The sequence below is a fragment of the Candidatus Sodalis endolongispinus genome, from assembly GCF_018777395.1.
GTDB classification, from domain to species: Bacteria; Pseudomonadota; Gammaproteobacteria; order Enterobacterales; family Enterobacteriaceae; genus Sodalis_B; species Sodalis_B endolongispinus.
In genome coordinates this window covers 684,349-697,095 of sequence record NZ_JAFJYC010000002.1, presented here as the reverse complement: position 1 = coordinate 697,095, position 12,747 = coordinate 684,349, and the positions used below count along the sequence as shown (strand labels likewise).

The window sequence follows — 12,747 nt, the reverse complement described above, 5'->3', positions numbered from 1 at the left end:
CACTGTGACGTTTGGACACACTTCCCATGTTTGAATCTATCCCGGTCGCACCAGCGGACCCGATTCTCGGCCTGCTGGATGTCTTTCGCGCCGATGATCGCCCCGGCAAAATCAACCTCGGTATCGGCGTTTACAAGGATGAAACCGGTAATACGCCGGTGCTGACCAGCGTAAAAAAAGCGGAAGCGCTGCTGCTGGAAAATGAAACGAGCAAAAACTATCTTGGCATCGATGGTCTGGCGGCTCTCGCCGCAGGCACGCAGCGTCTGCTGTTCGGCGCTGACAGCACCCTCATCGCCGACGCGCGGGCGCGAAGCGCCCAAACCCCCGGCGGTACCGGCGCCCTGCGCGTGGCTGCGGATTTTCTGGCGCATAATACCGCCGTGCGCCGCGTTTGGGTTAGCAACCCCAGTTGGCCGAATCACAAGAACGTTTTCAGCGCCGCAGGTCTGGAGGTATGCGATTACGCCTACTATGACGCGGTGACGCATACGCTTGATTTCACGGCAATGCTGGCAAGCCTGAGCCAAGCACGGGCCGGCGATGCGGTCTTATTTCACAGCTGTTGCCACAACCCGACCGGTATCGATCCCAGCGAGCAGCAGTGGCGTGATTTGGCTGCACTGTCGGCCCGTCAGGGCTGGCTGCCGCTGTTCGATTTTGCCTATCAGGGCTTCGCTCACGGCCTGGAAGGCGATGCGGCAGGCTTGCGTATTTTCTGCGAAGCGCATCAAGAGCTCATCGTGTGCAGCTCCTATTCAAAAAACTTTGGTCTGTATAATGAACGCGTCGGTGCCTGTACCCTGATTGCGCCCGACAGCGCGATTGCCGATCGCGCCTTCAGCCAGCTAAAAGCCATCATCCGCGCCAATTACTCCAACCCGCCGGCGCACGGTGCTGCCGTTGTTACCACCATTTTGGCCGACGACGTACTGCGCGCCATGTGGGAGCAAGAGCTGAGGGGTATGCGTGAAAGGATCCAGCGTATGCGTCAGCTGTTCGTCAATACGCTTTTGGATAAGGGTGCGCGGCAGGACTTCAGCTTTATCAACCGGCAGAATGGCATGTTCTCTTTCAGCGGACTGACACAGCAACAGGTACTTAAGCTGCGTGACCAGTCGGGTATTTATGTAGTGAATTCGGGCCGTATCAACGTCGCCGGAATGACGCCGGATAATATGGCGCCGCTGTGCGAGGCGATCGTAGCGGTGTTCTAATCGCCGGCCGGTGGTAGGTGGCGCGCCGCGGCGGCGCGTCCGTCTGCCGGGTGAAACCTGAGCCGTTGAGCGGGCCCCGAACCGGTGCGCCCTGGACCCTGAATGCTTTCAGGTCAGGACCTGTTACCCCCATCAGAACCGTATCCCCAACATCCCCATCGCATAGGTCAGTACGTCAGTACGTTATCAGGACGAGGCGCCACAATAAAGGGATAGGCCCGCGCGCGGTATCAGCCTCAACGGGCAGCGAGCATGAATCTCTCGATGGCCGGCTACTGCAAGAAGGGATTGGTGCGTCGCTCGTGGCCCAGCGTCGACATCGGACCGTGGCCGGGCAAAAAAGCAATATCATCCGCCAGCGGCATAAGCTGATGATGAATCGAACGCATCAGCGTCGGCATATCGCCACCGGGCAGATCGGTGCGGCCAATGCCGCCATTAAACAGCACGTCGCCTATCAACATGAACTTCGCGGCTTTATTCCAGAACACCACATGCCCCGGAGAATGGCCGGGGCAATGCAGCACTTTGAATGACAGCGAGCCAACGCTCACCGTTGCGCCGTCCGTCAGCCAGCGGTCAGGCGTCAACGGCGGAATCCGCTCTACGCCGAACATTTGGCACTGCCCCGGCAGACTCACCAGCAGCGGCTCTTCATCACGATGGGGGCCGATGATGGGCACCGCATAGAACGCCGCCAGCTCACTGGCGGCGCCGACATGATCCAGGTGGCCGTGGGTCAGCCATATCTCTTTAACCGTCACCCCGAGCGTCGCCACTTCCTGACGCAGCCGCTGCGCTTCGCCGCCGGGATCCACCAGCGCCACTTCACCAGTCTGTTCGCACCAAACCACAGAACAATTTTGGCTGAATGCCGTTACCGGCATAATGTGATATTTCATACTCTATCCTGTCAAACCCTTTACACCAGATTATACGGCGAAACGGCGGTGATGTTGACAGGAAATGCTCGCCCCTACCAGGTGCGCGCCGGCCCTGTGTCTATATGAACGAAATTACTGCGCGGATAGTAACCCACGCCGCCCATGCGCAGCTTGAGCGCCGCTTTGCGGATCATGCTGAGCGGGGTGCCTTCAATATGAAAATCCATCGCTTTACCCAGGGTGTGGTAACTGTGCTTGGCCACGCCCTCGCTCTTGGCCCGTAGTGAATTATTGGTGTGAACGGTCCGATAGCCGGAAATCAGCTGCACCGGTTTATTGGTTTGCAGCGCCGTTTGTATACGATAAAGGTGTTCAAAAAGACCGGGGTCAATGTCGGTTATCTTGTTGGCGCGATAATCGCGGAAAAAATGATTCAACCGGCTCAACTCGCTTTGATCATAGCTCTTACCATTAAAAAATTCCGTTTTCAACGTTTCACCGGTATGCAAATTATTCAAGGTAAGCATGCGTGCTCGGGGCGTGGAAAGCGTGGCGAAAGCACTGCCGGGCAGCAGCGCCAGTCCGGCGGCAGCCGTACCGAACACCAGCAATCGGCGGCGTAGATGATTAATATGATCCATGGGCAATGTAACCAGTCGGCAGAGTTGATGAACAAATGCACATTAGCGCACCGACCGAACCATAACCGCCTGGCCGGGCAACGTCAATCACTCAAGCGTCAGGATTTGCAAAAGCTCACAAAGTAGTCTATAAAGGCGCGCAACCGGCCGGCCTGGAAAACTCGCCGGCGGTCAGCGGCTTATTGCAGCAGCCGTTGCGCTTGCGGCAGGCTCCTTGCGCCCTTTTGGGTGGGGGTATCATAATTGTAAATATCTGAGCGGAATTGCGGCTTCCCATCGTCTGCGACCCAAGCGGTCAGATAAAACAGATTGACCGGAATTTTATGGCGAATCGGCACATAGGTGGTATTGCCCTGCTTAAGCGTCGCGCTGACACGCGCATCGCCCCAACCGGCGTCCTGCAATAGCATGTTGGCCAACACCGTCGCCTTATTCACTCGAACACAGCCAGAGCTGAGCGCGCGCTGATCCTGACCGAACAAATTATGATTAGGCGTATCGTGCAGATAAATGGCATCCGAGCTGGGCATATTGAATTTATAGCGGCCCAAGGCGTTCTTCGGGCCCGGCGCCTGCTGCAGACGGTAAGGGAAATGGTTGGGGGTCACGATATTCCAGTCAATGCTGGCCAGGTTTACTACGGCGGCATCGCTGTTCCAGCCCGACAAGATGGTGAAGTCGTTACGCGGTAAATACCCCGGATCGCGTAACGCTTTCGGCAAAATGTCCTGACGCACCAGCGAAGTGGGCACATTCCAGGGCGGGTTTAGCACCACGCTGCTCAATGCGCTGCGCATCAGAGGCGTTTTGCGGCTGGGACGACCGACGATCACCCGCGAGGATAACACCTCCGCTCCTTGCTGATAATAGACAAGGGAGTAATTGGGGATATTCACCAAAATGCCGGTATTGATGCGGTTATTGAGCAAACGTAAACGCTGAATGTTCAGTGCCAACAGCGTGACCCGGGTCTGCGGAGAAACGTTAAGCCAGTTACGCGTCTGGCGGCCGATCACGCCATCGTCCCCTAGCCCCTGCCAGTTTTGAAAGCGTTTCACAGCCGCCACCAGATCGGGCGAATACATTTTGTCCTGTACATCCACCGTGGCGACCACTGCCGGATTATCGCTGGAGGGCGTGGGCGTAAGCTCCGCGGCGGCGGGGCTTACCACCGCCGGCGGCGGATCGGGGCTGACCGGTTGTGAAGCAGGCGGATTGGCCGGCGCCGCATCTACCGTCGGCAGCGGCGCGACATCGCCAGGCTGGAGCATACCGGTGCGCTGCAACATTTCGCGCAGCGCTGGAATGTCGTCGCTGAGTTGGCCGGGACGCAGGCTGGCGCTGCCGGTCAACTGCGGCCAGGGGTGATTATCGGCCAGGATGGTTTTCAACGCCTGATGCATTTTGGCGTATTGGGGATGCTGCGGCACCAGGCCGCTGACAAAGGCGTCCAGTCTGCCGTCATTGAGGGCATTTTGCCAGCGTTCAATCAGCACGCGCGGCGGCAACGCCAGCTGGTAGGGCGCGTTGCCGTACAGCCATCTTTCGCCGTTGGCGCCGACGCCGTTGGTAAATTGCAGGTAGCCCAGCATGGCGTCGGACAGAATCTTATCCCGCGCTAGACCGGTGATACGCGAGTCCGTGAGCCATTGCGCCCAGGTGGTGAATTGCGGCTGTACGCCCGACAGCGCCAGTTCCGCCAATTGCTGCTGAAAATGCTGCACCGCCGCCCGGTCCTGCCACATCGGCGCATCCTGGCGCGCGGCATAAAGCGCCGTGATCTCCCGGGAAAAGTAAGGCTGAACATGGGCAGGGAAAGGCTGTCCCGGCAGGGGAGCGCCAACGATCTGGCTATGCGCGGCCGGCGCGCCAAAGGCGAGGCCAGACAGCGAGGCGATACCGGACATCAGCAGGCAACGCATCAAGGCACGGCGCAACAACGCAGATTTCGTGGCTAACATCCTATGTCCCCTGTAGTGAAGCAGTTAATTTATCATGTTTTTATTAACCTTGTTCACCGTAGTATATAAGCAGAAACAGAAAACTGCGCAGTAAACGAAAAAGGCGACGCGGTGACCGTTTAGCCGTTTTCGCTGCGCGCAGGCCGGCGATGGCATGACGAAACGTGCCGCACCGTCGACTTATCAACGGCATAAACGCCACGTTTGACGAGATCAATCGAACCGGGTTTGCCACCTTTGAACTTGAACGCTGGTTTTGGCTTCTCATCACTACCGGAGCCGGAACCGGCGTAACCCCCCCTATCATCATTGCCATAAAGGGAAGCCCCGCGCTTGACGGCCTGTTCTCTGTTATATCGGCGGGGAGGGCCTCGATGATGCCAAATAAAACACGCTTTCCGTGCGGGGTGGAGACTATGCCGCCAGCTTTAAACTTCGCAGGCGCAGCCTTGCCTGGGGAAGGGTGCAGAAATTTGCGTTCTGGCGCAGGATCTGCCTCTCAATACTGAGCGGTACCTGCGCCTGATGCGGTTAATAGACATTACGCGCACCAGGGGTGAACTTGGCTATCGCGCGGCCAGGAGGCGAGACGGCCAAGAAATGGCCGTCGCTTGGGGTTATTACGCGTTTTTTCCCGCCCCCGGGCGGGCTGAAGAATCACCGTGGCCGGCCGGAGCGAACCCCTTAACCGGCCTGACTGTCGGTCTCGGTCAAGGTCGTTGACGGCGGCGCGGCCTGCTCGGCGCCAAAGCCGCGCAGCCCGACCACGTGCACATGTTCCTGATTATTGAACACCTTGCGCACCAGTTTATACATCGTCCCTTTCTCCGGGCTGATATTTTCCGGCGCGGCGATAATAAGCTGCATCTGCAATCGGTCGCACAGCTCGAACAGCGTGGCGATAGATTTGGCATCCAGCCGCGCCGCCTCATCGAGGAATAATAACCGACATGGCGAAATATCTTTGCCACGCAACCGGCTGGACTCCTCTTCCCAACTTTGCACCACCATCACCAGAATCGACATACCGGTGCCGATGGCCTCACCAGTGGACAACGCCCCGCTCTCCGCGCGCAGCCAGCCGTCGGCGCCGCGGTTGACTTCCACTTCCATTTCCAGATAGTTGCGGTAATCCAGCAACTCCTCGCCGACCGTCTGCGGCGTGCGCTGCCCCAGATCGATTTGCGGGTTCAGCCGCTGATACAGATTGGCCAGCGCTTCGGAGAACGTCAGGCGCTGGCTGCTGAACAGATCCTGATGCTGCTCCTGCTGTTCGCTCAACACATCCAGCAGCGTCGCATGGGCTTCGCGCACGCTGACGTTCAGGCGAACGCTCTTCACCTGGCCGAAACTGACCGCCTGCAGCCCCTGATTGAGCATCCGAATACGATTTTGCTCGCGCTGGATGGTTTTGCGGATAATGTTGGCCACGCTTTTGGAACTGATGGCCAGCTTTTGCTCGCGGGCGGTCAACTCTTCCGTCAGGCGATTGAGTTCGATTTCCATTTGCTCGATAGCTTCGACCGGATCGTCGGTGCGGATAATATCCTGGCGGATACGCTCGCGCAGATGCTGGTAAACGGCAATGAAAAACTGGATCTTTCGCTCCGGCCGCTTGGGATCTTCCGACAACCGCAGTACATCGCGCAGGTGCTCATTGTCCGCCACCGCCATACGCAGCGCCCCCAACGCTTTATCCGACATGGAACGCAATTCCTCCGCTTCCATGTAAGCCAGTTCGCGGCGATGCAGACGGCGCTCGACGCCGTTTTCCTTGACCAGACGCAGCACCGCGCACCAACCGGCCTTGGCGCTGACCACTTGCTCGCGGGTCTGATAATAGTCGCGTTCCAGCTTACGCAATTTCTTCTGCAGAGCGTCCATTTCCGCCTCGCAGAACGTCAGCTGTTTTTCCAGCTGATTACGGCGACCGCGGTTCTGGCTCAGGGCCATATGCAGTTGATCCCGGCGTTCGCGGGCGCGGGCTTCGGCATTGGCGTCGGCCTGTACTCCGATGTCGTGCAGCTCCTGCAGCAGCTCTTTGAGCATATCCTGCTTGGCGTCAAAGGAGCTCTTCAGCGATGCCTGCACCTGACTGAACTGCGTAAGCTGGGCCTGATGGGCGCGCAGCGCATCGCGTGCCTGACTGCGTTCGGCTTCCGCCCGCTCCAGGCGCTGACGCAATTTATCGTTTAGATCGGTATTTTCACTCAGCATGCCGGCGGAATCGGAATAGCTGAAGTGGGTGCGGCGTTGCACCACTTCCGTCATGGCGAAGGCCTGCTGCCGCGCCTGACGCTGGATCTGCTGCGCCTGCTCGTAGTCGGCGCGCAGTTGTTCGTGCTGCTCGGGGTCGCTTTGCAGCACCGCCGCCAGCGGCTCCAGCTGATCCAGCGCCTTTTGGTGCTGACTTAAATAACGCGCCGCCTCCTGAGCATCCTGCCAATCGGCCTGCACCGATTCCAGCCGGTCTTGCAGGGTGTCATCCAGCAGGACGCCCAGCCGCGGAATAAGCCGATTGAGCAGTTGCAGCCCTTCGCGCGCTTGATTGTAGTGCTGCCGGCTTTGCTGATTCTGGCCGTGGTGATCGCTAAGCTCACGTTCTAACTCACCGCGCCGGCCGTTCAGCGTACGCATCTCCGCTTCCGGATCCGGCTCAAACGCCACCGCCAGATGAGCGCCGATAAAACGGCTAAATGCCTGATGCTGACGATGGATTTTTTGCACGTCAAACGACAGCGTGGCGTAACGTTCCGCCAGCACGTCCCGCTCAGCACTCAGTTTTTCCAACCGGCTTTCGCGCGCGGCGCGTCCAAACAGCGGCACCGCGGGAAAACGCGAGTAACGCCACTGGCGGTTCGCCACTTTGACCAGCACCGCGCCTTCCAGCTCTTCCACGCCGAACACGTTATCATCGAACGACTGCGGATCCCCTTCAATCAGGTAGAGATCATCCGGGCAATCTTCCAAACCGTCCAGCTGTTCACGTACCCGCGACAAATCCGGGACGACAATCGCGTGACGTGACGGGCCGTACAGCGCCGAGAAATACGGCGCGTCGTCAAGCGTCACGTCGTCATAGATTTCCGACAGCAGCACGCCGCCAAAGCGCTCGGCCAGCGTTGTTAAGCGGGCGTCCTCGGTGCCCCCCGGCTGGCTGAGGCGCTCAATCTGCGCCTCGATGCGCCGCTTGCGTCCAGCGACCTCGTCGCGTTCCACAGTGGTCTCACGCTCGCGTTCCAGCAGGAGCTGCATGGTATCCGTCACCTGACGGCTGCTGGTCAATGCTTCGCCGCTTTGCTCGCTCAGTACCGATAAGGCATCCTGCGCCGCCAGCCAGGCCGGCGCACGAGCGGTGAGCTGTTCAATACGGCCGGTCACTTGCTCCAACGTCTGGCGCAGCGCGAGGCGACGTTCGCCGGCCTCGGACACCGTCACCGACAGGGTTTCGACCCGTGCTTCCAGCTCTTGCTGCACCGCGTCGAGTTCCTCGGCGGGATAATCCTGACCCATGCGCTGGCAGAATTCCTGCAGCAGCCGTTCGGCGTCTTGCTGCTCGCGCAGCCGTTGTTCCAGCTCATTGAGCTGGCTGCGCAACGCCTGTAGCCGCTCCGCCTGATGACGTTGCGACGCGGCGTCACGAATCAGTTCCCGCGCCGTTTGCCAGGAGTCGCTGCGGCTGACCTGGCCGGCAATGTTTACCACTAACCCATAGGCCTGTTCAAAACGGCTGCTGGCCGCCTCGGCCATATTCAGTTTTTGCTCAAAACCCAGCAGGCGCTCGGTGGCTTCCTGTTCGCGCTCTTGGTACATCGCCAACGTCGGCGCGGCGTCTTCCCATGTCAACGCCGGAAGCGCGCACAGTTCGCGGGCGCGATCCAAGGCTTGCAACGCCTGCTGGAATTGGATGGCGCGCGTTTGCTGCACATCCAGCGCCTGCTGATAGTCAGCCAGCTGGCTTTTCAGTTCATCCACCTCAAGCTCGGCCGCCTCCCGCCGCGCTTCGTTCTCCTGCTGCTGCTCGGCGGACTCGGCCACCACCTCATTTTGTTCTTCCAGCCGGAAGGTCAGCTCCTCCAGATCCTCCTGGTAGCGGCCGATTTTTTCCTGCTGGCGCATCGCGGTTTGCACCAGGTTAAGATGATCGCTGGCGGCCTGATAATCGGTTTCCAAATCATACTCGCCGCCGCTGATTTCCGCCAGTTCCCGGGCCATATCGACGTGACGATACTGTTCGGAGGCCAATTGCTTACGGCTGCCGAACAGGTCGCGGCGCAGGGTCAGGGCATCGTCCAGATGCAGACGCCGCTCGTTGGCGTGGCGCATATAATCCGCCGCCACGTAGGCAGTGGCTTCGGAAATCAGATGCTTGAACAAATCTCGATCCGATTGTGTCACGCGGATCGCCTCAAGCGTGAGGCGGTTTTCGCGCAGCGCCGCTTCCATGTCCTGAAACGCTTTTCGTACCCCGCTGTTTTCCGGCAGCAGGTAGTCGCGTAGCGATCGGGTAATCGCGCTGGAAATACCGCCGTACAGCGATGCCTCGATGAGGCGATAGTATTTGCTGCGATCCGCGCTGGAACGCAGCCTGCGCGGCACCACGCCCAAATCGAACATCAGCGAGTGATAATCGGTGATGGAATTGAGCTGTTTGAACAAGACGCCCTCAATCGCCTCGACCCGCTCTTTCAGCTCCTGCAGCGGTAACACCCGCGCCTGACGATCGCCCACCGTCATCGTCAGGATCTCGGTGGGGGTCACTTTGACCGGCAGCCCCTGGATCATGAACGGTTTAATGTCCACTTTGCGATCGCGGCCGGCTATCTGCTGCAGGCGAACGCCCACCAGCACGCGCTGGTGGCGGGAGTTGACAACTTCCAGCGCCGAATAGCACACCCCGGCGCGCAGTTTCCCATGCAGCCCCTTATCCCGCGAGCCGCTGGTGGCGCCGGCTTCGGTGGTGTTGCGAAAATGCAGCAGGGTCAAATCTGGAATGAGGGCGGTAATAAACGCCGCCATGGTGGTGGATTTCCCCGCGCCGTTACCGCCGGACAGGGTGGTGACCAACGCATCCAGATCAAACGTCCGGGCGAAAAAGCCGTTCCAGTTGACCAGCGTCAGTGAGCGGAATTTGCCACGTTCAATCATGCCTGTTCATCCTCGGGGCCATCCGCGCTTTCGCCGGCGAGCGCCTCGTTTTCTTCGTTATCATCCTGTTCATCGCCGAGCGACAGGGCGTTTTCCAGCGGCATCGCTTCGCCGTCGCGGATCATCCGCAGTTGCGCTTCGCGCGCATCATCGCCGGTGCGCACATCGGCGCCGAAGCGGAATACGGATTCGGTGATGCGGAACTTGCTGGCGTCGTTACCCATAAACCAGACCATGCCCAACCGGCGCAGCCGGTGAAGGGAGGCGCGCACTTTTTCCTGCAGCTTCTGACGGTCCAGATCCGAGCCGGTGGAGCGTTGGTTCACCAGTTTCAGCAGCTTATTCTCATCGGCCAGGCTCAACAGTTCGTCGTACAGTTCCTGCTGACTGAAAATGCCTTCGTGTGCCAGCCGTTCGGGACTAAGGTACAGATAACACAGAATTTTGCCGACCATCATATCCAGCGCCGACAGCACCGAACGCGGAATCAGCGTAGTGGAGCGTGGGCGCAGATAGAAAAAACCTTCCGGCGCGCGCAGCAGCTCCACGTTATAACGGCGGTAAAAGCCCTCCAGTTCCTCCTGGAAATCCATCAGGAAGGCATGGTTATCAAGCTCCTCAATGCCAATGTGGCGGCCGGAGCGCAGTTGACTGTCCAGCGCCGGGAACAAGGGGTTGGACAGCGCTTTCGCCAGTTTTACCGGCAAACTTTCTTCAATACTCATCGATGACATGGGCCTGTACCTTAGCGCCAAAATCGTTGATTACCTGCCAGTGTGCGGGTAACCCTGTAAAATCTGACCGGGCCACGCCCAGGCGCACCGCCTGGTCGACCACGATGCGCGCCAAGTCGAAATGACGCGCCCGCGGATATCGCGCCAGGTAATCGCGCATCACGGCGCCGAGATCGAGCGGCAATTGCTGCTGTTTGTACACCCCCAGCGCCTCATCCACCAGCGCCGCAATGTGCTCGCGTATTTCGTTGAATTCTTCATATTCCATATCCGGCGGCAATTCGCCGGTGACTTCGTCATTGCGCAGCGCCAGCTCTTCATCGCGCAGGTCCATCAACCGATCGGCGTCGGCATAGGTCAGCGCCCAGGGGGCGTCAAAATAATTTTGCACCGATTGGCGCAGGCGCTGGGCGAAGACGCGATTCTTATCCATGTCGATGGCGGTGCGGATAAAACGGTGTACATGGCGATCATAACCGATCCACAGATCGATCGTTTGTTGGCCCCAGCTGATAATCCGGTCCAGCTTGTTTTGCAGATCCAGCACCAGCTTATCGACGAACTGCAATTCGTCATGGTTGAGCGTCGCATCCTGAATGCGCAGCAGGTTGGCCTGTAGCTTGTCCCCCGACGCCTCCAGGGTATCTTGCAATTCACGCAGCGTGCCGGAGGTTTCCGATAACAACAGTTCACAGCTGGAGATGGCGGCCCGCCAGTCCTGATTAAGCAGTGCGGCGATATCCTGTTTCACCCCTTGCTGCTGTTCATCCATGATGCGCTGGGTCATATCGATGCTATTAAAAATTTCCGCCACGGAATATTTTAGCGGCGCAAAGACATGCCGGTGCCAGTGAAATTCGTCGCCGTCTTCTTCCGCCGCGTCCGCCGACCGCTTCAATTCCTGCGCAACAATGGACAGCTGCACCGACAGCCGCAGCGTGGAGAACTCGCGCTGGCGTATATAATAATCGCTAACGCCGATACCGAGCGGCGTCAGGCGGTAAATGGCGTTACCCTCCGTCAGTTCGCTGATGAAACGGTTTAGCAGACGCTGACGCACCAGATCGTTGATGGCATTGTTGGCGCGTACCGTTATGGTTTCCTGGGTCTGTTCAAACCCTTCACTCACACAACGGAACGCATCCACCAGCTCGCCTTCACTCATTTCACCGTCCATCCGTTCGCTATTAAGCGTGGCGATGGCCAGCACAAAGGCCAGCCGGTCAATAGGCAGCGACAGTGAAAAATCATTTTTCCGGGCCCAGGCGACCAGTTCCGGTACAGTCTGGGAAAATTCGCTCATAATGCGTCCTTCAGGGTGGGTTTACGCGCCATCACGTGGATATAACGACCCATACTGATAAATGGCTCCTGCCGACAATAGCGTTGTTCCATGGCCAGCAGTGCGGTAAATTCATCCTGTTGTTGCTGTTTATTCTGCAGATAATCATGAAACACCCGCACGCCGCTTTTGCCCATTGGCGCCAGTCCCATTTTTTCCAGCCAGCAATAAACGTCAGCGGGATCACAGGGATGGTCGGGCATCAGCGATCGCCTTTTCCTTTTCGGCATGCCGGCCGCGACAAAAGCCATATTGCCCAGCAGCATATTGCGCATCACCAGGCCGTGTTTATTGTAAAACATTAATGACAACGCGCCATCCCCGGCCAGGCACTGATTTAGTATTTGCAATAATGCCTCGGGCTGCGCGACCCATTCCAGTACCGCGTGACACAATATCAGATCGACCGGCCTTTCCAAATGTGTAGCGATATCCTGTATTGCACTCTGAACGCAGAACGCAGCGAAAGCGCTGCTCGACGCCGAGCGCTTTCGCCTGCTGTTGCGCACGCTGAATCATTTGCGCCGAAAGATCGCAAAGCACCACCTGGTGTCCCAGCGCTGCCAGTTGCGCGGCGATGCGCCCTTCGCCGCCGCCGGCGTCCAATATACACAGCGGCCGTTGGGGCATTTGCGCCAGCAATGCCTGCAGATCCTGCCATAATACCGCCTGGCGGATCTTTCCTTTGGTGGTGCCATAGATATTACGCGCGAATTTGTCGGCGATATCGTCGAAATTAAGATCCTGTATCATGCAAGACTCCGGTCGGCCACGGCGGTAGAAGATGTTTTGTCGCCAGTGGGCGCGAGGGGTCTATTTT

At 58.6% G+C, this 12,747-nt stretch carries 7 protein-coding genes and 1 pseudogene; 1 reads left to right on the top strand and 7 read right to left on the bottom strand.

Annotated elements, in window-relative coordinates; translation table 11 throughout:
• Positions 1-26 precede the first annotated feature (26 nt).
• Complete coding sequence (locus JZM24_RS16520) at positions 27-1,217, top strand: amino acid aminotransferase (protein ID WP_215671037.1); 1,191 nt, start codon at positions 27-29, stop codon at positions 1,215-1,217.
• 272 nt (positions 1,218-1,489) lie between these two features.
• Here the strand turns inward: JZM24_RS16520 and JZM24_RS16515 are convergent, their stop codons facing one another.
• The 7 genes and pseudogenes from JZM24_RS16515 to cmoM all read right to left on the bottom strand — a co-directional run bounded on the left by JZM24_RS16515 (position 1,490) and on the right by cmoM (position 12,677).
• Positions 1,490-2,119, bottom strand: a complete 630-nt coding sequence (locus JZM24_RS16515) for an MBL fold metallo-hydrolase (protein ID WP_215671035.1) — start codon at positions 2,117-2,119, stop codon at positions 1,490-1,492.
• A 74-nt stretch (positions 2,120-2,193) separates the two neighbouring features.
• Positions 2,194-2,742, bottom strand: coding sequence for a peptidoglycan L,D-endopeptidase MepK (mepK, locus tag JZM24_RS16510; RefSeq protein WP_215671034.1), 549 nt, complete (start codon positions 2,740-2,742; stop codon positions 2,194-2,196).
• 179 nt (positions 2,743-2,921) lie between these two features.
• Positions 2,922-4,703, bottom strand: coding sequence for a L,D-transpeptidase LdtD (locus JZM24_RS16505; protein ID WP_215671032.1), 1,782 nt, complete (start codon positions 4,701-4,703; stop codon positions 2,922-2,924).
• A gap of 684 nt (positions 4,704-5,387) precedes the next feature.
• Positions 5,388-9,851: a chromosome partition protein MukB gene (gene mukB, locus JZM24_RS16500; RefSeq protein ID WP_215671030.1), complete on the bottom strand. Its 4,464-nt coding sequence runs from the start codon at positions 9,849-9,851 to the stop codon at positions 5,388-5,390.
• Positions 9,848-10,585, bottom strand: coding sequence for a chromosome partition protein MukE (gene mukE / locus JZM24_RS16495; protein WP_215671028.1), 738 nt, complete (start codon positions 10,583-10,585; stop codon positions 9,848-9,850). Before mukE ends, mukB begins: the two co-directional genes overlap by 4 nt.
• Positions 10,566-11,888 carry a chromosome partition protein MukF gene (mukF, locus tag JZM24_RS16490; protein WP_215671025.1) on the bottom strand — a complete coding sequence of 441 codons (1,323 nt, stop codon included), beginning with the start codon at positions 11,886-11,888 and terminating at the stop codon, positions 10,566-10,568. Before mukF ends, mukE begins: the two co-directional genes overlap by 20 nt.
• A pseudogene (cmoM, locus tag JZM24_RS16485) lies at positions 11,885-12,677 on the bottom strand (tRNA uridine 5-oxyacetic acid(34) methyltransferase CmoM). The gene mukF and the pseudogene cmoM overlap by 4 nt, the downstream one beginning before the upstream one ends.
• Positions 12,678-12,747: the final 70 nt, after the last annotated feature.